The sequence below is a fragment of the Candidatus Amarobacter glycogenicus genome, from assembly GCF_016704105.1.
GTDB lineage: Bacteria > Chloroflexota > Dehalococcoidia > Tepidiformales > Tepidiformaceae > Amarobacter > Amarobacter glycogenicus.
Genome location: NZ_JADJAT010000021.1, coordinates 1 through 22,064 on the forward strand (window position 1 = coordinate 1; position 22,064 = coordinate 22,064).

Sequence of the window (22,064 nt, forward strand, 5' to 3'; positions counted from 1 at the left end):
ACGATGAACAGCGCCGACCGCAGTATCGCGATCCTCGACGTCGCGATTCGGAGACGGTTCGCATTCATTCGCCTCTGGCCACAAAGGAAGGTGGTGGAAGCGCTAAGTGCCCCTGTCATGCTCGAAGCATTCGACCGGCTCTCGGCTATCTTCTTGGATTGGGCGACCGACGAGGCCTTCGCCCTTCTTCCCGGTCATTCTTACTTCCTAGACAGCGAATCAAGGACGGCTCCAGCCACGTTGAAACAGAACCTGGTGCCGCTGTTGGAGGAGTATCTCGCACAGGGCTATCTCCCCGGATTCGCCGAATCGATTAGGGCCTACATCCAGTGGGTCGAGAGCCTCTGACGGATGGCGACGTTCCCCGAAACCCAACGCACTCTGCGGCGCCGGGACCAGCTCGCGCCGGTGTTCGAGGCGACCGATACAAGCGTCAGAACGTGGTCCCCCGCGAGAATGATCCGCGGAGTGCAACCTCGCGACTCAGAGGGAGTGGCCGCGCGGCTCGGTGAGCAATTCCTCAATCTGAATCGCCATTCGTTGTCATTGCTTGGAGCGGAAGCACGGCTCAGCCACTCTGGAAGAGCGGTAGAGATCAACGTACAGACTTCGAGCTCCATCGGTGCAATTCCCCTCGTCTCCCCCGTGACTGGCAGACCGGAACTCGGGCTGGTAGTTCGGCCAAGGTTTCGCTGGGGGGGCTTAGGCAAAGTCCTCGCTGAGTCAGGAATGCAGACGGTGCCGAAGCTGCTGTCGCTCCCGCCTCTTCCGTACTCAGACCGTCAGGTGCCACCGTGGGTACTGTCCACCGTCGTCCTGGACCGTCTCAGCGCGTTGCTAGAGTCGACCTCTCGGCGATTCGAGAGTGTCGAAGGGGACCTGCAAGCACCGAGAGGGAACGTTGATTGGCAACGATGGGCGACCAGGAACGTGCCGAGCGCCCGCGCGACGGCGATACCCTGCCGGTACCCGGAGCTCCGGGTGGACGCCGAAATGATGGGGTTTGTTCATCATGTACTGCGCCTTCAGCGAGCCTCGCTCGAGGAACAGAAGGCGTCCGCTGAAATCGCTAGCGCACTGCTGGGTGTTTGCGAATTACTGATCCACAGAGTCGAGAAGTGGTCGCCGCGGGCCGTCGCCTCGCCGTTGTCAGCTCGTGGATGCGAAGGCCTCTGGTCTCCGCAAGAACTTCGGGATGGCCTGACGGCTGGGCTTTGGACAATCGATCAACGGGGCTCGCCGGCACCTCGGATTGGCCGGGTTGCCATGGCGCTTGGATATGGAGCTTGTGTTCGAGAACTGGCTGTCGTCCTCGATGGCGGGATGGGCGCCCCGCCACGGCTTCAGCGTTCGTTCGGGTCGGCGCCTCCAGACGACGACCCCGTTGTTTTGGGATCCCCCCGTATTCTGGTTCGCAGAAGTCGCTGGTTCCTGACCTGCTCCTCGAACGCGGTGACATGGTGTTAGTGGTGGATGCGAAGTACAAGAGCCACTGGGATGAGATCGAGCGTGCCGAACGCTGGACGTCGGTCGATGAAGATCTCCGAGACGCCCACCGAGAAGACCTGTTGCAGGTTCTCGCCTACACCACCGCCCAGACGGCCGCCCCCGGGGTGGGGGGGGGCCGAGGTCCCCCTGTCCGCGCTGATGATGCGGGAGCGACCCCCGCCGTCGGCTGGTAGATCGGGGAGACTCGCCGCGGGTTCTCGGCGGCCGGGGCGGCGCCCCGCCGCGCCGTTCCATTCACGGCGAAGAGGATGACATGCACCGGCTCTTCGGATCGCCTGCTGGTCGGAGTGTTCGCGCCACCGCCCCCTTCCACCTCCGCCCCCACCCCCCGCACCCTCCCCCCAAATGCCCGCCGCCCGCTCGCTCGCTACCGTCCCCTCCCCGCTCATCGCCCGCTGCTCGCTCCTCACGACACGTCACCTGCAGCCCACTACTTCGACCCGCTCAAGTAGTACCACAAGTAGTTACGTATCCGAATCTGCCTCGACCACTTCCAACCACTTCCAGCACCCCAGGAAAAACGCCGCCCGCGCAGGTACACGCCAAAGGACCTCCCCCTCGCCCAGCCATGGGAGAGGGGGTCGGGGGGTGAGGGACCACCGCGTCATGCGGACCGATGCAGTCACGTCACGCGATCCAATGCAGAATCGATGCAGATCCACGCAGAATCGACGTGTTTTCGTTTTTCGCCCGCGTCTCGCCTTTCACCTCCCCCTCGCCCGGCATGGGAGAGGGGGTCGGGGGGTGAGGGACTATCCCCCCGCCAGCTTCGCCTTGTGCCCCATCGCCACCAGCTTCGGCACCAGCTTCTCGCGCTGGTCGCCCTGCAACACGAGCACGCGGCCCTCGCGGCTGCCGCCGGTCGCGCAGAACTGTTTCAACTGCTTCAACAGCGCGTCCAGCTCCGGCTCGCTCCCCGGGAGGCCCGTCACCGTCGTCGCCGTCTTGCCGCCCCGGCCCTTCTTGTCCCGCTGCACCCGGACGATCCCGTCGTCCGGAGGGGCCTTTGGCCGTTGGCCGTTAGCCGCGGGGGGCGCGGGCGGGAGCTTGCGGTTGGTGAGGCCGGCCGGAGGCATCGTGACCCCCCCGCTCCCAGGCTTGGGAGAGGGGGACGGGGGGTGAGGGACGCGCCCGCCATCGGTCGAATACACCAGCCGCGAGTTGGCCTTGCGTTCGTCAGTCATTGGTCGTCGGCGCTCCCCTCGCCCGGGCATGGGAGAGGGGGAAGGGCGTGGGGGCTCACTTCGGCCGCACACCGACCTTCGTGCCGAGTTCGTGGAGGATGCGGCGGTACTCCCCGACGGTGTGCATGGGCAGGTGGTTCTCGCGCAGCTGGCGGGCGATATCGGAACGGTTCGGGTTGTACCCCCGTTCTTCCAGCGTTGCCAGGGCTTTGCCCGCGATGGCGAAGTACTCTTCGATGCCGCGCGTGGCAGTGCTCATGCGGTCGACCACGCGGGCGCGGTCGGCTTCGACGTTGGCCGCTTCGCCACCGCCGAGGTGCGCGAGGAAGTCTTCGAACTGCTCGTCGCTCATGCTCGCGGCGGCATCGCCCAGGCGTTCGCGGAAGCGATCGACCCGTTCGGCGCGGGCAGCCCCGCCGGGCATCAGGCGCACCGAACCGTGAAGGCCGGCCTCGTAGCCAAGGGCGCGTTCGCTCTGGTAACGAAGCCGCTCAAGGGCGGTGTTCAACTCCGAGACATGGGCGACGTAGGCGTCGTAGGGCGAAGCCAGTTTGTAGAGGAGCGTTGCGATTCCCATGGCGGGACCTCCGTGCTAACGGTCGTTGCTGCCCCGGAGGAAGTCCTCGACATCGCGCAGGATGTCGTCGGCGGAAGGCAGGTCTCCGCCGGATTCGGCTTCCGGTTCGCGGTCTTCGCCGTAGTGCTCTTCCAGCGTACGGACGTACTCGCCGATCTGGGTGTCGCCGCGCGAAGCTTCCTCGACACGGCTGGTGAAGCGCTCGATCTCGTCCTCGAAGTCCCCTTCCGGTGGGGCGATGCCGATGACCGGCTGGAGGGCCCGAAGGAGGGCGAGCGTAGCGGCGGGGTTCTCTTCGACGTTGAGGTAGTGGGGCACGCCGGCCGCGAGGCTGATGAGCCCGGCCCCGCGCCGCCGCAGCGAATCGTGCAGCACCCCGAGGATGCCCGTGGGGCCCTGGTAGAGGGAACGGCCCAGGCCGTACTTCGCCGAAAGGCGCGGGTCGGCCGATGAGCCGGTCACCGGGATGGGCCGTGTGTGGGGAGTTGCCGCCGGGCGCGCCACCAGCGTGCAGACGAGCGAAGGTTCGAACGTCGCGACCACGTCCGAGAGACGCTCGGAGAAGGTCCGCCAGCGCAGGTTCGGCTCCACGCCGCGGACGATCACGAGGTCGTGGTCGTTGTCCGGTAGCCGGGCGGCGAAGCCCTCGTTGTCGGGCCAATCGAGCGCCCGCACGCCATCCTCGTCGATGCGGACGTGGGGGCGCGTGTCGGTGAAGACGTAGTAGTCCTCGGGGTCGACGGTGAGGAAGCGCTCGGCGTCGAAGGCTTCGATGAGGTGGCTCGCGACATCGGTCGTGACGGTGCCGGTATCGCTCCAACCGGTGAAGGCCATGATCACCACGGGGGAACGAAGCCCGCTGACTTCGCTAACGGTAAATCCATCCACGCAAGCCATTGTACGCCGGGGCGAGGGTTAGGGGGTTAGGGCAGGGGGATCCGCCGACCAGCCGTCAGCGGTCGGTTCAGAGGCGGAGACGATCCGATGCGGCCCGCAACTGCCGGAGCAAGTCCTCCCCCATCCGGCGGCCGTCCGGGAACTCATCGTTGCGGTCCCAACGCCAGGCGGCGACCATGGCGAGCTTCAGGAGTCGGCACTGGTCGACCAGCTCGGTATCCAGATTCGGATAGTGTGCGACGACCGCGTCGGGCGCGTGGGCGACGTCGAATTCGACAGGGCCGCGGCATGCGGTCTGGAGGTCGATGAACAGCGGGCCGTCCCTGGTGTTGAGCAGGTTGCCCGGGTGCGGTTCGCCGTGGAGGAGCTGCTCCTTCGACCCGCGCTGGACGACAGCGGTCCGCAGGGTTCGCAGTGCGTTCGCCAGCAGCTCCCGGTCGGCGGCCCTGAGCTCCGGAGTCAGAACAGGGTCTCCGACCAGCGACTGAGCTTCCGCGACACGATCCGTGAAGTGCGGCGTTGGGAGAGTCATCTTGCGTAGGCCTGCGTGCAGCCGATGAAGCGCCTGTGCGAAATCAGGCGGGGAGGTTTCGGGCGAAACGGGCTCGTAGTAAGTCCAGAAGGTGATGGCGAATCCATCCCGCTCGTACGTGCGCGGCGCTACACGAGGGTCCGGCTCACCGCATGGGGCGCCGGACGCGGCGAGCCGGCGGGAGACCTCGAGTTCAAACCCAAAGTCGGCTCCGTGAGTCCTGGCAGGGCCTACCCGTGCCAGCACGTCGCAGGGCAAGAAACGGACCGCGATCCGGTTCGAGTTGTGCAGCAAGAGCGCGTCTTCGGCGCGAAGGCCGAGCGCGGATGCGACCGATTTGGCGGCTTCCACCGCCGCCTGGGATTGAGACGGGTCCATCGTCGCCCTTTCCAGAGGTTCTCCGCACGGGTCGATTGTGCGACGACCAACGTCAGCTTGAAGGGTACTCGCGAAGCATGAGGCCAGGCACTCGTTCGAACTCTGACCGGTTGAGTGTCAGGACTTCGTGCCCGTTCGCGAGTGCCGTGGCGGCGATCATGAGGTCGCGTTCGCCGATACGCTGTCCGGCCTGACGTAGGGCGGCGGCAGTCCGCCCGTATGCAACGGCCTCGTCAAGGCCAAACGCGACGATGGTCGCCTCGCGGACGAGGACCTCGACGAACGCTTCGCGGTTCCGCCGATGGGCGGCGTCGGAGAGTTCTACACCCATACGAAGTTCGGCGATCGTGATTGAACTAACGAAGGGCTCGTCGGGTAGCTCGGCGGCAAGCCGAGGATCTTGGACAAGGCGTCGTTCGACATCGATCAGCCACGATGTGTCGATCAGGACGCCCATGCCGACCCCTGAGGCACCACGACGTTGCTCAGGGCGGCGACATCGGCTTCGAACTCGGAGTCGAGGGGAGCAAGCTTCGCGAGTTCATGCCAGAGCCGTGAACCGCTGGTCTCCTCCGGCCGGGCGACCGCAGTGACCTTCCCGAGGCGTTCGAACACTACGGTGTCACCCCGGTCGAGTGCCTCGACGACTTCGGGTGGCAGGCGGTCGACACTTATCCTGACGGTCATGCGCACATTGTAGCTTGTCGCGAGCGACGATCCGGCTATACCCCCGCGTAGCTGTGGAGGCCGCTTACCCAGAGGTTCACCGCAAAATAGGTGAACATGACGAGCGCCCACATGATCACGAGCCACCACATCGGGTCCGGGCGCCAGCCTCGCCGCACCTTCGCGGGGACGATGCGACGGATGCCCGGGGCCCCGGCCACCGAGCCGGAGCCGGCGCGAGCATGGAAGTACGCCGCGATGCTGAGCCACGTGACCAGCGCGCTGGTCTCCTTCGGGTCCCAGCCCCAGTAGCGTCCCCAGGCGCTGTTCGCCCACCACGCGCCGAGGGCGATGCCGAGGCCGAGCAACGGGAAGCCGGCCAGCACAGCCTTGTGGGCGAGGTCGCCGGCCGCTTCCGCGCTCGGGAGCGAGGCGAACCTGCGGTGCCCTTCGCCGCCCTGCGCGAGGTAGACCGCCGCACCGCAGAACGAGACGGTGAGGATCGCGTAGGAGAGCATCATCACGCTGACGTGGATGGTGAGGAGCGGCCCGTTCTGGAGCGCCGGGATGAGCGGCGTGATCTCAGACGGGAACATGGAGGCGATGCCGAGCATCGCGGCGACGATCGGGAGGCCGAGGAGGCCAAAGCGACGGTTGCCGATGTACGTCTCGAAGGCCAGGTAGGCAAGGGCTATGCCGAACGCGAAGGCAGCCGTGAACTCGTACAGGTTTGAAACGGGTGCATGTCCCGTGGCCGACCAGCGTGCTGCCACCTGTCCCCCGAGGAAGAGGACCGTGAAGGAGGAGAACGTGGTGGCGAGCCGCCCGATGCCCGCGTTCGGGACTCCGCTGGGCTGGGCGATGGTGAGGGTGCCGGCGGCCGTCTGGGCGCTCATCCGGCGCACAGCGAGCGACGCGCTGGCGACGTAGGCCACGTATAGCCCGGCGGCGATGAGCGAGGTGACCATACCGGTCCAGAAGAGGTAGATGCTGAGGTCGGCCATAGTCGCTTGTTCCGTGCGTCACAATGGTAGCGCGCGGGTGTCGGGAGCGCGCGCCGGCGAGGCTCCGGGTTTACCGCGTTCCACCCCGCCGGCAGCGCAGCAGCGGACTGGTCAGTCGACGACGGCGATGACCTCGACTTCGATCAGCAGGTCAGCGAAGGCCAGCGCCGTCACACCGACAAGGGTGCTGGCAGGCGGGTTCTCGGCGGGGAAATACTGCCCCCGCACCTCCCGAATGACGGGCAGGGCTTCGGCGTTCAGGTTCACGATGTAGGTGTTCTGCTTCACCACATCGGAAAGAGTGGCTCCGGCGGCGGCGAGCGCGGCCTTCACGTTCTCGAAAACCTGGGTGGTCTGCGCGCGCAGGTCGCCAACGCCGACGACCTTGCCGTCCTTGTCCATCGCTATCTGTCCGGCGACATAGATGGTGCGGCCGCCGCTGGTGGAAACGACGTGGCTGTAGCCCCGTGGGGTGGAGAGGTTGGGAGAAACGGGATAGGTCTTCACCGGGCGATTCTAACCCGGAAGCTCCCGGGTCAGCCCTCCAGCAGTGCCAATGCCTCGCGGATGCTCGCCGCCGCTTCCCTCTCGTGTTTCGCCGCACGGCGCAACGCCATCGCCGCTGCTCGGCGGAGGCCGGGGTTGTTCACGTTGCCGTGCCCTCCCGATGGGAACGGGAAGAGGGTGATCAGTGGCGCCACTGCTTTGACCTGCTCGCGGCTGGCATCACGGGCGGCGGCAAGAGGCGCGGCGAGGTCCGGGATCGACTCGGCGAGATCCGCGAGAAACGCAGAACCGTCCATCCGGGCTGCCTGGAGCACGACGAGCGTGTAGGCGTTTCCGGCCCTGTCGACCTCCGTGTCGCCGTCAAACGCGTCGGCCCACGCCTCGATTGCGGCCGTACCGCGGGGCTGGCCGTCCTCCGGCCCGTCCTTGCCTTCGAAACAGTCCAGTGCTGTCTGCAGAGCTCCAGCAATCGTCTCCAACGGGTCAGATTCCACGGCTTCGACGGGCGCGAAGAGCTCGATTCTCCCGGTTGCTGCCGTTGGCCAGACATCCCAGAGCACGAAGGGGCCGAGCTCCGCCGTCAGGATGTCCTCCACCAGGAAGCCGCCGCGCGTTCGGTCGTAGCCGGCCACGATGCCGTGTTCGTGGAGGTGAAAGTCCCATCCGAGAAGCGGCCTGCCCGCATCGAGGTGAGAGATCCCCCACTCCACGGCGGCCGAGCGCAGGTCATCCCATGGGCTATCGGCCGGAAGTTCGAGGCCGAATCGTTCCCAGCGGTAACCCGTGCGTGCATACCGTTCGACCATCGCCCGCCAGTCCAGGTCCGCGGGCCCGGATGGAAGCACCGAAACCTGGCCGCGAGTCGCAAGGCAGGTGTGCCAGGCGTGTCCTGTGAGGCCCATGAGTGCATGCCGCGGCAGCGGTTGCCCGAGGTAGGTCAGGATGCCTTCCAGTGCGCCGGCGGCGCTCGTCCAGTTCTCGCCCAGGCGGAGGCCACGGATCTCATGCTTCACCATGCGAGTGTAGGTCAGATCCCGTATTGGATCGGAGGCGATGCGCATCCGGGTCGCTTCGCTACAGTTAGTGCACTACAACCCGGGAGCCGCACCGAATGTCCAACCAGATGGGAATCTTCGACGTCCTCTACAACTGCCGCGCCATGCGCCGGATCAAGCCAGACCCCGTGCCGGAAGAGACACTGGTCAAGCTGATCGATGCGGCGAACCAGGCCGCCTCTGGTTCGAACCAGCAAAACGGGCGCTGGATCGTCGTCCGGGATCGTGCTCAGAAGGAGAAGCTGGCGGAGATGAACCGCCGCGTTTTCGAGGCATACACCGGCCCATCCGGCGGCCGCGCAGGCTCGCTTCCCCACCAGTCCGAGGCCAAGCGCGCGCGGATGCTGGAAGCCGTGCGCTGGCAGGCTGAGCACTTCGCCGACATCCCGGCCATCGTGATCGCCTGCCTGCAGGTGGCGCTGCCACTTCGCGATTCGTTCGCGGCCGGGGCCGGGGCCGGTGGCTCCATCTGGCCCGGGGTCCAGAACCTGCTGCTCGCCGCGCGCGCTCTTGGACTGGCAGCGACTCCGACGACCTTCGCCATTGCCGACCGGGCCGAAGCCCGCGAAGTCCTGGCGCTGCCCGAAGCGATCGTGCCGTTCTGTGTGATCCCGGTGGGCTACCCGATGGGGAACTTCGGTCCAGTCACGCGCAAGCCGGTCAGCGAGATCATGCGCTGGGATCGCTGGTCGTAGGGGGCGTCGCTTCACCCACCCCCGATCTGCCTCTACTCTTGAAGGACTCCCACCACCGAACCAGCGGAGGCTCCTATGTCCGCACTCTCCCGCCTGGATCCCGAAGTAGCCGGGATCATCGAGCACGAACGAACGCGCCAGGTCGAGTCGCTCGAGATGATCGCGAGTGAAAACTACGCCAGCGCAGCCGTCCTCGAGGCAACCGGTTCGGTATTCACGAACAAATACGCCGAGGGTTACCCGGGCAAGCGCTACTACGCCGGCAACCAGTTCAGCGACGAACTCGAAAACCTGGCCATCGACCGCGCGAAGCGGCTCTTCCGCGTGGAACACGCGAACGTGCAGCCCACCAGCGGCGCCGAGGCCAATATGGCCGTCTACCAGGCCTTCGTGAACCCCGGCGACACCATCATGGGTATGGAGCTGAGCCAGGGCGGGCACCTCACCCACGGCTCGCCCGTCAACTTCAGCGGCCGCCTCTACCACTTCGTCCCCTACACCGTCGACCGCGAAAGCGAAACCATCGACATGGCCGTCGTCCGCCGCCTCGCGAACGAATCGCGGCCGAAGATCATCGTCGCCGGTGCGACGGCCTATCCCCGTGCGATCGATTTCGCGGCCTTTGGCGAGATTGCCCGCGAATCGGGCGCCTTGCTCATGGTCGACATGTCGCACATCGCCGGCCTCGTGGCGGGTGGCGTCCACATGTCGCCTGCCCCCTACGCCGATGTCGTGACCACCACCACCCACAAGACCCTTCGCGGTCCGCGCGGTGCACTCGCGCTTTCGAAGCTGGAACACGCGGACGCGCTCGACCGCGGCGTCTTTCCGGGCACCCAGGGTGGGCCGCATCTCCACAGCATCGCGGCCAAAGCGGTTGCCTTCGCGGAGGCCCTCAGGCCCGAATTCACGGTCTATGCGAAGCAGATTGTGGCCAACGCCAGCGCACTCGCCGAAGAACTTGTTTCCGGCGGCGTTCGCCTCGTCTCCGGCGGTTCGGATAACCACCTGCTCCTGGTCGACTGCAACTCGGTCGATATCAGTGGTCTCAAGGCCCAGAACGCGCTCCAGGGGGCAGGGATCATCACCAACCGCAACACCATTCCCTACGACCAGCGGTCGGCCTACATCACCAGCGGACTGCGCATGGGCACGCCCGCGCTCACTTCGCGGGGGATGAAGGAAGACGAGATGCGTCGCGTTGGCAAGTGGATCGTCCGCGTCCTGAAAGACCCGGATGGTGCCGGTGTGCGCGAGGCGGTCAACGCCGAAGTGGCGGAGTTTGCGCGGGCCTATCCCGTGCCGGGGATCACTGACGCGATCGCCGTCTGACTCACGGCCCGCCGCCAAAGCTGGGGGAAGCGCTCAGGCCGAGGGTTTGACCGCCCGGAACCGGAAGGCGCCCTTGCCTTCGCGGATTGCCACTTCGCTGAAACCCGCGCGCCGGAGGCGTTCTTCGAAAGTTGCGGGCGGCACGATGACCATCGTGTCGAAGAGGTGCGAGAACCGGAACTTCAAGTTCAGGGTGCTATCGGAGCCGGCGAACGTGCCGCCCGGCCGGAGGACCCGGAACGTCTCCGCCAGGAGGCGATCCTGTAGTTCTGGCGAAGGCACGTGGTGCAGCATGGTCATCGAGACTGCGCCGCTGAACGAGGCGTCGGCGAAGGGCATTTCGGTGGCATCGCCATGGCGGACATCAACGTTCGTCCCGTGCATGCGCGCGGCCAGGCTTTCGGCGAGGCGGTCGTCGATCTCGATGCTCGTAAGGTGTTCGAACCGTTCGCGAAGGACGTCGGTCGCCAGCCCGGGCCCCGGCCCGATTTCGAGGACATTCTGCCCGAGGTCGTACTCGCGAAGGACCCACGGGATGACCGTGGACTTCAGGGTCTTGCCCCATTCGACGGAACTGCAGAATCTCCGGTGGTATCGGTTCATCACGGGAGTCTAGCGGGTCGCGGGGCGTGGTCACACGGTTGGCGAGTATTCCGCTGCGTTGAGCCGAAGATTGTCGCGTGGTACCTTGTGCGTTCGCGCCGGGAGCCCGGTCCTCTTCTGTTGAGGACAAACCCATCGCCCGGCTTGAGGATTCATGAGGGAATATGAACTGACGGTGGTCTATGACCTTGCCGTCGCTGAAACGGGTGGTCCGGATGCGGGCCCCCAGCGCCTCACCAGCCTTGTTGAAGGCCGAGGCGGGAAGATGCTCAAAGTTGACCACTGGGGCCGTCGCCGTATGGCCTACCCGATTGGCCGCGCGATCGACGGCGACTACGTGGTTACCCGGATCGATTTCGACCCATCGAGCTTGGCCTCCCTGGAGGCTGCGCTGAAGATCGACGAGAAGGTGTACCGCCACCTGGCGGTGCGTGCCGACGAACTGCCGCCGCCGCCGCCGCCGCGAGAGCCCCGTCAGCCCATCGCAAGCGCGGAAGCGCCGGCTGCCGCCCCCGCCGTTGCGGAAGAAGCGCCTGCACCAGCCGAGGCTGCTCCTGCAGCGGAGCCTGAGGTAGCCGCCCCCGCCAAGGCCGAAGCGCCCGCGGAAGCTGTTGCCGAAGCGGAAGCGCCTGCAGCCGAGGCGGAAGCACCCGCCGAAGAATAAGGAAACGAAACCATGGCCGGCCTGAACAAAGTCATGCTCATTGGTAACGCAGGGAAAGACGCCGAACTGCGGTACATGGCGTCGGGCACCCCGCAATGCAAGTTCTCGCTCGCGGTGAACAACCGGCGGCGCAACCAGCAGACCAACGAATGGGAAGACAACACTGAGTGGTTCAACATTCTCATTTGGGGCGACCAGGCCGAACGGGTTTCGCAGTACATCACCAAGGGCAAGCAGCTCTACCTTGAGGGCCGCCTGCAGACCCGCAGCTGGGATGGCGATGACGGCCAGAAGCACTACATGACCGAGGTTGTCGCCAACGTCGTCCAGCTCCTCGGCAGCCGCGAAGGCGGCGGCCAGGCGAGCGGCGGTGGCGGCGACGAGTGGGGCAGCGGTACTCCCGCCCGCCCCCGCGCCGGAGGCTTCAGTCGCGGCGGCGACATGGAAGTCGACGACCTGCCCTTCGAATAACCGACTCCCGCGGGCGCCTCTGCGCCCGCCCCACCCGGTCCCTCCCAAGAGGAGGGTCGAACCCATCGGGAAGGAATACACCATGGCATCTGAAGAACGTTCTGAACGAAGCTCCGAAGGGGGCGATCGGCCCGCGCGGCCACAGCGCCCGCGTTACGGCGGCCGTCGCAAGGTCTGCCGCTTCTGCGTCGACAAGATCAAGGGCGCCGACTACAAAGATGTTGGCCGCCTGCGCATGTACATCAGCGACCGTGGCAAGATCGAACCGCGGCGCAAGACGGGCACCTGCCTGAAGCACCAGCGGCTCGTGTGCACGGCGATTAAGCGGGCACGCCACCTCGCCTTGCTGCCCTACACGCTCGCGCACGTGCGCCAGACCGGCGTCTTCCCAATACGAGGCTAAGCACCACCCCGGGCGCCCCGCCCTCCGAGGAGACCCATGGCCCGTCGTGACCGAACAACCGGCCTGCCCCGGCCACGTCCCCGCAAGGAAGCAAAATCGAAGAGCCGGTTCTCGATGGACGAGGGCCAGCAGCTTCGTGCTGTCTGGGCGGTCGGTGGCTTGCTCATCGCCGTCCTCGTCCTGGTTTTCGGGTATCGCTGGTTCGAAGCCAACTACCTCCACCCGGACAAGACGATCCTCCGCGTTGGGGAAGAGAAGTACTCGCTGAGGTACTACACAGACCGGCTGTTCCTTGCGGCGCAATCCAACGCCGGCACGGGAACGAACGTCTCAATCCTCGAGCAGACGTTGCTCACCGAGCTGGAGGACGAGGCGCTGGCGAAGATCCTCGCACAAGAGAAGGGCATCACCGTCTCCGACGAGGAAACGTCGGCGGAGATCGCGGCCCAACTGGGTGTGCCCGCGGGCGGCGCCGGTAGCACGTTCGACACGCTTTACCGGCAGCGGCTGACGACGGTGAAGATGAGCGATGGCGCCTATCGCCGGTACACCGAGGCCCAGGTCTACATCAACAAACTGAAGGCGAAGCTCGCCGAGGAGATCGGAAATACCGGCGAAGTCGTGACCCTCCGAGCCGTTGTCCTCGCGTCGAAAGAGGATGCCGACAAGGTCCTGGCACGGGTGAACACCGGCGAAAACCTTGGGTCCGTCGCCCAGGCGGCTTCGACCGACATCTCTTCCCGTCAGAATGACGGACTGATGGAACCCACGCCAACACGCATGCTGCCCGATGCGGTCCGGGCGGCCATCGATGGCAAATCCGCGGGCTCCGATCTCATCGGCCCGCTGGAAGTCGCCGGGAGCTTCTGGGTGTTCCGCATCGAGAAGCGTGATACCCAGGGGGTCTACACCGAGACGCAGAAAGGGCAGTTGGCCGACTTCGCCCTCCAGGATGGAGTTGCCGCCAAGCGATCAGGCGTCACCATCAAGCTCGATATGGACAGCCGCGACTACGAATGGGCGAATGAGCACGCAGGGGACTGACGCCGGGGCGCGTGAAATCGGCGTTGGCCTGATCGGGCTGGGCGTCGTTGGCGGCGGCGTGGCCCAGGCGCTCATCGAGCGGAAGGATTACTTCGCCCGCCAGGTGGGGGCGTCGTTGGTCGTGCGGCGCGCGGCCGTCCGTGACCTTTCGAAGCCCCGGACAGTCGACTTGCCGGCCGGTTTGCTGACAACCGACGTCAACGATGTGCTCGGCGACCCGTCGATCGACATCATCGTGGAAGTCATCGGTGGCGAAGAGCCGGCCGGTTCGTTTATCCGTGCCGCCCTTCAGGCGGGCAAGCATGTGGTGACGGCGAACAAGGAACTGATGGCGAAATCCGGGCCGGAGTTGCTGGCTGAAGCCCACAGCCGCGGACTCGACATCATGTTCGAGGCGAGCGTGGGGGGCGGGATCCCGCTCATCGCGCCACTGCGCCGGGACCTCCTGGCGAACCGGATCGCGTCGATCCGGGCGATCATCAACGGGACGACCAACTACATCCTCACCGGATTGGCCCGGACCGGAGCTGTCGGCCAGGCACTGCGCGCGCAGGGCATCGAGCCCCCAGGCGGAGCGGGTTTCGCCGAGGCCCTCGCCGACGCCCAGCGCCTGGGCTACGCGGAGTCCGACCCGACGAACGACGTGGAGGGCTACGACGCCGCCTACAAGCTGGCGATCATGGCGACCCTGGGCTTCCGCAGCCGCGTGCGCCCCAGCCAGATCGACACTACGGGCATCACAAAGCTCCATCCCCGGGACTTCCAGTACGCCCAGGAACTCGGATACGTGATCAAGCTGCTGGCTATAGCGGAGCGCATCGACGGCGGCATCGTTGCCCGCGTCGCACCGGCCTTCATTCCGAATACCGAGCCGCTCGCAAAGGTGGACGGCGTTTATAACGCCGTCCAGATCGAAGGCGACCTGACGGGGACGGTGCTCTTCCAGGGACGGGGCGCCGGGGCGGAACCGACAAGCTCGGCTGTCGTCGCCGACCTGCTCGATCTTTCGCATGCGATCGTCCTCGGCAACCGGGAACGGAAGTACTGGGGCCCGGAAGGCGACCTCCCGGTGCTCGGGCTGGAACACCTGCACACGCGGTACTATGTGCGCGTGACCGTGAACGACAGGCCCGGAGTGCTCGCCCAGATCGCCCAGACGCTCGGAGACCACTCCGTGAGCATCGCCGCCGTGAGCCAGAAGGAAGCGGATTCGGATGCTCAGACGGCGGAACTGGTGATCATGACGCACCGGGCCAAGGAAGGTTCGATGCGGACTGCGCTGCGCGCCATCGAAGCGCTGCCGGTGGTGAACCAGGTGTCGTCGTTCCTCCGCGTGGAGGGCTAGGCATGGCCGGCGAGTCCCAGGCACAGGCACTCGGCGAGATCATCACGTGGCTCGAACAGCAGATTCGCACGAGCCGCGAAGAGCAGCTTCGGCAGCTGGCGCAACTCGACCAGCTGCGCCGCCAGGTGCACGACCTCTCGGAAGAGGTCGCCGGGGCCGAGCGATCCGTCAGGGAAATCGACCCGAAGCTGGCGCCGTTCAAGGGATTCCCGGAGAAGATCCGGGCGCTCGACGAATCATCGGAACACGTTCGCCAGGCCATCAGCGCGAACAAATCCGAAACGGACAACGCCCTGCGTTTGCTGCGCGCCGAAGCCGATTATGACCGCCAGGAACGCAGCGAAGCGATCCGCCGGATCGATAGCGCAGCGAGCCAGCTTGGGTTAGTGCTCGCGGACATCTCCCAGGTTCAGAACCAGACGGCCCAGGTGAGCCAGACGCTCCAGACCGTGTTGGAGCGCCAGCGCGAAGTAGAGGCTCACCTCGAACAATTTGGCCTGCGCCTCGATCGCACGATCGAGGTGAACCGGGACCTCGAAGAGCGAGTGAAGACGGTGGTCTTCGAAGGCCTCGATGATCGGTTCGACGTGGTTTTCGAACGGTTGCAAGTGGTCGGCGAGATGGTGAAGCGCAACGAAGACGTGATCGCCGGGGTGGCGAACGAGCGGAGCCTGCGCCAGGACCTGATCGACGAGCTTTCCGTCTGGCGCGAAGAGCACAACCGGATCGACGGACGCCTGAACACACTTGAGGAAGCGAGCGACAAGGTCATGGCCCAGATCGACAAGGTCCATGGAGAGGTCACGCTGCTCGAAGGGCGGCACTCCGGGCTGGGCGAGCGCGTCTCCAACATCCGCAAGGACATCGCTGAAGTCGTCGACCACGTGCGCGAGGAGTTTGCCAAGTACAACGCGATGATGGAGAAGCAGCGCCGAAAACAGATCCAGGTACTTGAACAGGAGCTTCGCGAATCGAAGTTCCATGCATTCCGCCCGCCGGAGGAACCGTGAGGAATCCCAGTCCCCAGGTCCGCGGGGTGCTGCACAGGTGGGGGAACGTGCTCCCGCTGACCGAGAGCACGCCTCGCATCTCTCTTGGCGAAGGTGACACGCCCCTGGTCCGCTCCTCGGCGCTCGAGCGGGAGTGCGGGCTCGATGAGCTCTGGTTCAAACTCGAAAGCTGCAACCCCACTGGATCGTTCAAAGACCGGGGCATGGTTGTCGCTGTGGCCAAAGCGATGGAATCGGGCGCCCGCGCGATCATGTGCGCCAGCACGGGAAACACGAGTGCCAGCGCCGCCGCCTATGCCGCCCATTGCGGGTTGGACTGCTTTGTCCTTGTCCCCGGTGGCAGGGTGGCAGCCGGGAAGATGGCCCAGGCAATGGCTTACGGCAGCCGCATCATCGAGGTCGAAGGCAATTTCGATGACGCGCTCAACGCCGCTCGGGAACTGACGGCGAAGCACCCGGTCGCGCTGGTGAACTCGGTCAACCCGTTCCGGATCCAGGGCCAGAAGACGGCGGCGTACGAAATCTGCGAATCGCTCGGCGAAGCGCCCGATATCCTGGCGATCCCGGTGGGCAACGCGGGCAATATCACCGCCTACTGGAAGGGCTTCGGCGAATGTGCTGAGACCGGCAGGGCGACGCTCCACCCGCGGATGTTCGGGTTCCAGGCCGCCGGAGCCGCGCCGCTTGTCATTGGCAAGCCCGTTGCGGAGCCAGAGACGGTCGCCACGGCCATCCGGATTGGGAATCCGGCGAGCTGGGCGGGGGCGATCGGCGCCCGTGACGAGAGCCAGGGTCTCATCGAAGCGGTTACCGACGAGGAGATCCTGGAAGCCTATCGCCTGCTCGCTCGCAAGGAAGGGTTGTTCGTTGAGCCTGCCAGCGCCGCGAGTGTCGCTGGACTGCTGAAGCATGGCCGTGCGGGCACGATGCGCGGGGGCCGCGCAGTGGCGATCCTCACGGGGAACGGCCTGAAAGACCCGGACACCGCCGTGAGCCAGTACCGGCCAGACGTGACGAGAGCATCGGCCACTCTCGAAGGTGTCGAACGCGCGCTGGGCTGGTAGCGGGCGCACTGCCCTGGTGGGCTGGCTCCGTCGTCGGGTTCCTGGAGGGGCGGAGAGCCCAATCATCGCGAACCGGGTAGTATCGCGCTTCGAGGTTGAGTGAAATGAAGGTCCGCGAACGCACCATCGTCTGCTCCGCCGCGGCATAAAGGCCGCGCGAAGGGACTGGTCCAGGCCAGTTCGCCGCCCCGGTAACCCCGGGGCTGTTTCGCGTCGCGCCCGTCCTCGGCGCCCGCCCTTCCCTGTGGAGGGCCGATTCACAAAGGTCAGCAGTCTCCATGCGTTCGCGTTTCCTCACCGGGCTTTGGTCCAATCCTGACTTCGTCCGCCTCTGGGCAGGGACGACCACTTCGACGTTCGGGTCGCTTATCGGCCAGATCGCTCTCAGTTTCACCGCCATCGCTTTCCTCGATGCGACCGCTCCAGAAGTCGCAGTCCTCGGCGCCAGCCAGTTGGTCCCCGGGTTCCTCGTCAGCCCGTTTGCCGGAGTGTGGGTCGACCGGCTGAGACGCCGGCCCATCATGATCACCGCGGACCTGGGACGTGCCGCCGCCCTGGCCACCGTGCCGCTGGCCGCGGTGTCCGGCGGGCTGACGATGTACCAGCTGTTCGCTGTGGGCGCGGTGACCAGTGTCTTGAGCGTCTTCTTTGCCGCCGCGTACCAGAGCTATCTGCCGACGCTGGTAGAACGGAAGGAACTGCTCGAAGGCAATGCCAAGCTCGCCGGCACGGCTTCAGTCGCTGAGGTCGCGAGCTTCAGCCTGAGCGGCTGGCTTGTGCAGCTGCTGAAGGCTCCCGGCGCCGTCGCCATCGATGCCGCATCGTTCGTGGTCTCCGCATACTTTGTCTGGCGGATCAAGGAGCCTGAAGCCGAGATTGTCCGGGAACCCGAGTCCGAGCACTTCTGGCGGGAGGCGAAAGAAGGGGCTCGCGTGGTCGCGAGCGACGGCGTGCTTCGCGGGCTGGCGGTAGCAGAAGCGCTCCAGGCGATGGGCGAGAAGGTACTCACCACGGTCTATCTGCTCTACCTGGTGGGCGAGCTCGGCTTCAGCGCGGGCGTACTGGGCATGATCTTCGCGGTCGGGGGCGTGACGTCACTCGGCGGGGCATGGATCGCAAACCGGGGGTCGCTCTTCCTGGGCCGGGTCGGCGCGACGATCATCGCGGCTTCGTTCATGCGGGCCACGGGCGCGGTGTTCATGGCACTTCCTTCCGATAGCGGCTGGTTGGGCGTGCTCTTGCTCGTACTCGCCCAATTCGTCACCGACCCGTTCTGGACGCTGCACGAGATCCACGATGTGAGCCTGCGCCAGGCGATCACACCCGAACGGGTGCAAGGACGAATGTTCGCGAACTTCCGGCTGCTGAACTTCGGCTTTGCCGTGCTGGGCACGGTGTTGGGCGGAGTGCTCGGTGCGGTTATCGGGTTCCGCGAGACGCTGTTTGTGGCCGTGGGGCTCATGTACCTCTCATCGATTGCCGTGTTCCTTTCGCCGGTCCGGGGCGTGAAGCGGCCCGCTGAGGGTGCCGCCTGATTGCGGGCCCCAGCGAGCCGTGCCGATGATGGGATGTGAAGTTCTTCAGCCGGCGGCAGAACGTCCGGGACGTACGGGAGGGTCAGCCATGCGGCGGATTCGCTGAGTGGCTGCTGCGTCAGTTCGCGGGGGGCCGCCCGATGGCCTCGATGCCGTATGGCGAGATCGAACGGATTTGTGCGAACGCGGGCTCGTTGCTCGTCGGCGCCGTGCATGCCCGGCCCGCAGACTTCGAGGGCGTCCTGGCCGGTGGATTGCCGGAGACAGACCGGGAGGCCGCGCTCCTCTCGCGACGGACTGCAGACGGTTTCAGGGCGTCGCTGGCCGACCGGAAGAACACCGTCATGGCCTGGCCGTGGGACCACATGGCAACCAAGGTGGCGTGGGACGCGACGCGCCAGGAGGACACATCGGAGGCGGCGCTGGGCGCGGCGCTTCTCAGCCTGGGGAGCGTCTATGCCATGCGCCATCGGGAACAGGTAGCGGCTGTGCTGAGCCTCTGGACGCAGGTGGCAGCGGGGGTGTCGGTCGCGTCCGCCCCTCCGCCGGACCTGTCCCGAATGGGGGCGGAGATGCTGGCGGCCTATGAGGCATCCCGGGCGGCCTGACGGTGCCGCCGGTGGGGCTGCCCCCAGGCGGGACGAACTTGATACCCTTGCTGTATGCCCGAGCAGTACGCAGCGACCGACAAGCGCACCGGCCTGGAAGTGGCCGTGACCGGAGAGTTCCCGCCGCACCACGATGACCGCATCCGCATCGCGCGGACGACGACGCTCTTCACGCGCCTGATGTCGACGATCCTCGCTACCGAGAATGAGACCGAGCGACGGGAACGTTTCCACGCCATCGAGACGCAACTGGAGATGGCCGAGGCGCTCATCCGCCAGGACGTCCCCGAAGTCCAGAGGCTCATGCGGACCACCCTGGAGAAGATGGGTATCACGCCTGAGCAGATGGACGAGATGGCGAAGAAGATCCTCGACCAGCTACGTGACGGCGGCGGTGATTTCCCGGACTTCCTCTCGTCTCCGGAAGAGGATTAGCCCTTCGCCCGGCGCCAGGCTTACCACCACAGGATGTCGTCGAGCGGGTCTTCGCCGTCGTCGGGTTGATCATCGCCGTCGTCTTCGCGCCAGAGGTCGGTGCCGAGATACTTCCATCCACCGTCGGCGAAGATGAGGACGACGTTTCCGCTGGTCATCCGCCCGGCCAGGCGCATGCCGGCGTGGAGGACGGCGCCGCTGCTGATGCCGCCGAAAATGCCTTCCGCCAACATGGCGCGGCGTGCATGGGAAAAGGCATGGCGGTTGCCGACGAGGATTTTGCCATCGAGGACTGCTTCATCGAGGACAGGAGGAATGAACCCGTCCTCGAGAGACTTGAGGCCCTGGACGTGGACGCCGAGGCGCGGTTCGACACCGTAGATATGGCAGGCCGGGTTGGCTTCCTTGAGCCGCCGGCCGGCACCGCTGACCGTGCCGCCCGTGCCCATGCCAGCGACCAGCGCGTGGACGCCCCCGGCCTCCGCGAGGTCGGCCAGGATCTCCGCGGCCGTGGTTTCGTAGTGAGTGCGGGCGTTTTCGGGACTGTCGAACTGGCCGAGGTAGTAGGCGCCGGTCTCGCGGGAGATGTCCTTCGCCACTTCGCGAGCGCTCTTGATGCCAGCCTGCCGGGGGACTCGACGGATTCCGGCGCCATAGACCAGCAGAAGTTGCTCGATCTCGGGATAGACGCTTTCAGGTACGCAGACTTCCACGGGGTGCCCCATGAGCCTTCCGAACATTGCCAGGGCAACGCCGGTGTTGCCCGTGGACGCTTCGACGATGGCCTGTCCGGGGGCGAGGGCACCGGACGCGCGGGCGCTCTCGAGGATGCGGAGCACGATCCGGTCCTTGATGCTGCCGGTGGGGTTCTGGGCTTCGAGCTTGGCGAAAAGCCGTACGCCGGGGTTCGGCGAGAGCGAGCGAAGCTCGACGAGCGGCGTGTTGCCTACCAGGCCCCGGACTGACTCGAAGGCTTTCACGCGCCCATTATCCGTCGCCCGGGGCGGCTCAGTCCCATGCCGGGGGTTCCGGGTAGTACTCCATGTACTTTTGCGTGGCCTTCGCCACTTCGGCCCCCCAGATCTTCCCGACGAGGTGGAGGCTCATGTCGATGCCGGCCGACACGCCGGATGACGTGATTACCCGGCCGTTATCGACGAAGCGCGTGTTCTCGATCGTCTCGGTCCCGGTGGCTTTCAGTTCCGAAATCGAGCCCCAGTGTGTGGTCGCCCTCAAGCCTTTGAGGATGCCGGCCTTTTCCAGCAGCAATGCGCCGGTGCAAACCGAGGTGGTGTACTCCGCCCGCGCGTCCATCTTCGAGAGGAACGCGATCATCTCTGGATTGTCGACCTCAACGCGCGTGGCGAGGCCGCCGGGAACGAGCACGATGTCAGCTTTCGGGCAGTCCTCGAACGCGAATTCGGCGACAACCTGGAGGCCCTTCGCGCACTTCACCAGGCCGGCACGCTCGGCCACGGTGAAGGCGGTGACATCTCCGCGGGTGACCAGCCCGGCCATCGTGAACACTTCCCACGGACCGACGAAGTCAAGCTCCTCGACACCTTCGAACAGGACAACCGCAACGGATTTCGCCATCGCCACACCCCCAGGGATGGACATGGTGGCGGATGGCAGAGTCGCCTGGCAGAGCCAATCCGCTGCCGGGTGGGCATGGAGTCAGGACTTCTTGAGGAAGAGCTGGAGTTCCATTACTCCCTTATCTTCCATTCCGACCACCTTGGGCGAGTTGGGTTTGTTGATCGCGTAGTCGGCGAACTGGAGCGTGATCTGCCCGACAACGACGAGGGTGCCGTTCTTGAGCGTGACTTCGGCGGGGACTTCGACGGACTTCGTTACGCCGTGCAGCGTGAGGTCGCCCTTGAGAGTGACTTTCGCGGTCGTGCCGCTCTCAACGGTTGCGGGGACATCGACCGCTCCGGTGAGCTTGAACTCCGAGGTCGGGAACTTGGAGTACTCGATGCCCTGGTTGCGGAGCTGGCCGTCACGCAGCGACTCCTGGCTCTTCAGGGCGGTCATATCTGCGGTAATGGTTCCGGCGGTGGCTTTGTTCCCGGCGATGGTGACGGTGCCGGTGACCTTCGCGGTCCGGCCAACGGCCTCGGTGCCGCCGATGCCGGCGAGCTCTTCCTTCACGCGGTAACCGACGAACGTTTCAACACTCGTGTCGACGTTCCATGTGCCGTTGATGCCGGTGCTGGTGGTAGGGCCGCCGGCGGTGGGGGCGGTGGTCGCACCCGACGCCGGCGTTGTACCGGCCGCGGCTGTGGCTGTCGCCTTGTCCAGCGATTCGAGCGCCGAGTCGGTGGAGACCGCTTCGGGCCCGTCTTCGCGCAACACGAAGAACCAGAGCACAAACGCCCCGACTGCCAGGACCGCAAAGCCGGCGATGGCGCCGCCGATCATCTTCAGGTTCAAGAGACTCTCCTCCGGGGTGAACACCCAACCGCTGGATACTCACGGTGGTTTCTTAGAGCTTCGTGAGAAAGGTAACGATCGCTTCACCAGAGCATAGGGAGCGCAGGAAC

The 22,064-nt window shown here is 65.8% G+C and carries 26 protein-coding genes and 1 pseudogene; 14 read left to right on the forward strand and 13 right to left on the reverse strand.

Annotated features, from left to right (window positions below; genetic code table 11):
- Together IPG14_RS16760 and IPG14_RS16765 are read left to right on the forward strand one after the other, a co-directional pair.
- Positions 1-348: pseudogene (locus IPG14_RS16760) on the forward strand (restriction endonuclease); the annotation flags it as partial.
- A 1,109-nt stretch (positions 349-1,457) separates the two neighbouring features.
- A complete protein-coding gene (locus IPG14_RS16765) occupies positions 1,458-1,682 on the forward strand; it encodes a hypothetical protein (RefSeq protein ID WP_343392591.1) in 225 nt (74 codons plus the stop codon).
- A gap of 579 nt (positions 1,683-2,261) precedes the next feature.
- Here IPG14_RS16765 and IPG14_RS16770 read toward each other — a convergent pair.
- The 9 genes from IPG14_RS16770 to IPG14_RS16810 all read right to left on the reverse strand — a co-directional run bounded on the left by IPG14_RS16770 (position 2,262) and on the right by IPG14_RS16810 (position 8,267).
- Entirely contained in the window at positions 2,262-2,693 is a 432-nt protein-coding gene (locus tag IPG14_RS16770) for a stress response translation initiation inhibitor YciH (protein ID WP_343392592.1), read from the reverse strand.
- A 55-nt stretch (positions 2,694-2,748) separates the two neighbouring features.
- The gene (locus IPG14_RS16775) at positions 2,749-3,270 is read right to left on the reverse strand and encodes a hypothetical protein (RefSeq protein ID WP_343385829.1); all 522 of its coding nucleotides are present in this window, start codon (positions 3,268-3,270) and stop codon (positions 2,749-2,751) included.
- A gap of 15 nt (positions 3,271-3,285) precedes the next feature.
- Positions 3,286-4,158, reverse strand: coding sequence for a PAC2 family protein (locus IPG14_RS16780; RefSeq protein ID WP_343385828.1), 873 nt, complete (start codon positions 4,156-4,158; stop codon positions 3,286-3,288).
- A 76-nt stretch (positions 4,159-4,234) separates the two neighbouring features.
- Positions 4,235-5,077: an aminoglycoside phosphotransferase family protein gene (locus IPG14_RS16785; protein ID WP_343392593.1), complete on the reverse strand. Its 843-nt coding sequence runs from the start codon at positions 5,075-5,077 to the stop codon at positions 4,235-4,237.
- 52 nt (positions 5,078-5,129) lie between these two features.
- A complete protein-coding gene (locus IPG14_RS16790) occupies positions 5,130-5,534 on the reverse strand; it encodes a PIN domain-containing protein (RefSeq protein ID WP_343385826.1) in 405 nt (134 codons plus the stop codon).
- Complete coding sequence (locus IPG14_RS16795) at positions 5,522-5,764, reverse strand: hypothetical protein (protein WP_343392594.1); 243 nt, start codon at positions 5,762-5,764, stop codon at positions 5,522-5,524. The genes IPG14_RS16790 and IPG14_RS16795 overlap by 13 nt, the downstream gene beginning before the upstream one ends.
- A gap of 35 nt (positions 5,765-5,799) precedes the next feature.
- Positions 5,800-6,747 (reverse strand): cytochrome c biogenesis protein CcsA, encoded by a 948-nt coding sequence (gene ccsA, locus IPG14_RS16800; RefSeq protein ID WP_343385824.1) that lies wholly within the window; start codon positions 6,745-6,747, stop codon positions 5,800-5,802.
- 111 nt (positions 6,748-6,858) lie between these two features.
- The gene (locus IPG14_RS16805; protein ID WP_343392595.1) at positions 6,859-7,254 is read right to left on the reverse strand and encodes a RidA family protein; all 396 of its coding nucleotides are present in this window, start codon (positions 7,252-7,254) and stop codon (positions 6,859-6,861) included.
- Between the two features lie 29 nt (positions 7,255-7,283).
- On the reverse strand, positions 7,284-8,267 hold the full coding sequence (locus tag IPG14_RS16810) for a hypothetical protein (RefSeq protein ID WP_343392596.1): 984 nt from the start codon (positions 8,265-8,267) through the stop codon (positions 7,284-7,286).
- A 98-nt stretch (positions 8,268-8,365) separates the two neighbouring features.
- Here IPG14_RS16810 and IPG14_RS16815 point away from each other — a divergent pair, with 98 nt between their 5' ends.
- Together IPG14_RS16815 and glyA are read left to right on the forward strand one after the other, a co-directional pair.
- Positions 8,366-9,004: a nitroreductase family protein gene (locus IPG14_RS16815; RefSeq protein ID WP_343385821.1), complete on the forward strand. Its 639-nt coding sequence runs from the start codon at positions 8,366-8,368 to the stop codon at positions 9,002-9,004.
- Between the two features lie 75 nt (positions 9,005-9,079).
- On the forward strand, positions 9,080-10,336 hold the full coding sequence (gene glyA, locus IPG14_RS16820; protein ID WP_343392597.1) for a serine hydroxymethyltransferase: 1,257 nt from the start codon (positions 9,080-9,082) through the stop codon (positions 10,334-10,336).
- A 33-nt stretch (positions 10,337-10,369) separates the two neighbouring features.
- Here glyA and IPG14_RS16825 read toward each other — a convergent pair whose 3' ends face one another.
- Entirely contained in the window at positions 10,370-10,939 is a 570-nt protein-coding gene (locus tag IPG14_RS16825) for a methyltransferase domain-containing protein (protein WP_343385819.1), read from the reverse strand.
- Positions 10,940-11,093: 154 nt separating this feature from the next.
- Here IPG14_RS16825 and rpsF point away from each other — a divergent pair, with 154 nt between their 5' ends.
- The 10 genes from rpsF to IPG14_RS16875 all read left to right on the forward strand — a co-directional run bounded on the left by rpsF (position 11,094) and on the right by IPG14_RS16875 (position 19,518).
- Positions 11,094-11,603, forward strand: a complete 510-nt coding sequence (rpsF, locus tag IPG14_RS16830; protein ID WP_343392598.1) for a 30S ribosomal protein S6 — start codon at positions 11,094-11,096, stop codon at positions 11,601-11,603.
- 12 nt (positions 11,604-11,615) lie between these two features.
- On the forward strand, positions 11,616-12,074 hold the full coding sequence (gene ssb / locus IPG14_RS16835) for a single-stranded DNA-binding protein (RefSeq protein WP_343385817.1): 459 nt from the start codon (positions 11,616-11,618) through the stop codon (positions 12,072-12,074).
- A gap of 82 nt (positions 12,075-12,156) precedes the next feature.
- Positions 12,157-12,477, forward strand: coding sequence for a 30S ribosomal protein S18 (gene rpsR, locus IPG14_RS16840; RefSeq protein WP_343385816.1), 321 nt, complete (start codon positions 12,157-12,159; stop codon positions 12,475-12,477).
- Between the two features lie 36 nt (positions 12,478-12,513).
- Entirely contained in the window at positions 12,514-13,521 is a 1,008-nt protein-coding gene (locus IPG14_RS16845) for a SurA N-terminal domain-containing protein (RefSeq protein WP_343385815.1), read from the forward strand.
- Positions 13,502-14,866: a homoserine dehydrogenase gene (locus IPG14_RS16850; protein ID WP_343385814.1), complete on the forward strand. Its 1,365-nt coding sequence runs from the start codon at positions 13,502-13,504 to the stop codon at positions 14,864-14,866. Before IPG14_RS16845 ends, IPG14_RS16850 begins: the two co-directional genes overlap by 20 nt.
- Before the next feature lie 2 nt (positions 14,867-14,868).
- Positions 14,869-15,876: a hypothetical protein gene (locus IPG14_RS16855; RefSeq protein ID WP_343392599.1), complete on the forward strand. Its 1,008-nt coding sequence runs from the start codon at positions 14,869-14,871 to the stop codon at positions 15,874-15,876.
- On the forward strand, positions 15,873-16,940 hold the full coding sequence (gene thrC / locus IPG14_RS16860; protein WP_343392600.1) for a threonine synthase: 1,068 nt from the start codon (positions 15,873-15,875) through the stop codon (positions 16,938-16,940). The genes IPG14_RS16855 and thrC overlap by 4 nt, the downstream gene beginning before the upstream one ends.
- Positions 16,941-17,218: 278 nt before the next feature.
- Positions 17,219-18,475, forward strand: a complete 1,257-nt coding sequence (locus tag IPG14_RS16865) for an MFS transporter (RefSeq protein WP_343392601.1) — start codon at positions 17,219-17,221, stop codon at positions 18,473-18,475.
- 35 nt (positions 18,476-18,510) lie between these two features.
- Positions 18,511-19,083: a hypothetical protein gene (locus IPG14_RS16870; protein ID WP_343392602.1), complete on the forward strand. Its 573-nt coding sequence runs from the start codon at positions 18,511-18,513 to the stop codon at positions 19,081-19,083.
- Between the two features lie 54 nt (positions 19,084-19,137).
- Positions 19,138-19,518 (forward strand): hypothetical protein, encoded by a 381-nt coding sequence (locus IPG14_RS16875; protein ID WP_343385809.1) that lies wholly within the window; start codon positions 19,138-19,140, stop codon positions 19,516-19,518.
- 20 nt (positions 19,519-19,538) lie between these two features.
- Here IPG14_RS16875 and IPG14_RS16880 read toward each other — a convergent pair whose 3' ends face one another.
- From IPG14_RS16880 to IPG14_RS16890, 3 genes are read right to left on the reverse strand one after another with little or no spacing between them, the layout of a single operon-like run.
- A complete protein-coding gene (locus IPG14_RS16880) occupies positions 19,539-20,498 on the reverse strand; it encodes a cysteine synthase family protein (RefSeq protein ID WP_343385808.1) in 960 nt (319 codons plus the stop codon).
- 28 nt (positions 20,499-20,526) lie between these two features.
- On the reverse strand, positions 20,527-21,138 hold the full coding sequence (locus tag IPG14_RS16885) for a DJ-1/PfpI family protein (RefSeq protein WP_343385807.1): 612 nt from the start codon (positions 21,136-21,138) through the stop codon (positions 20,527-20,529).
- A 57-nt stretch (positions 21,139-21,195) separates the two neighbouring features.
- On the reverse strand, positions 21,196-21,954 hold the full coding sequence (locus tag IPG14_RS16890) for a YceI family protein (protein ID WP_343389960.1): 759 nt from the start codon (positions 21,952-21,954) through the stop codon (positions 21,196-21,198).
- Between the last annotated feature and the right edge of the window lie 110 nt (positions 21,955-22,064).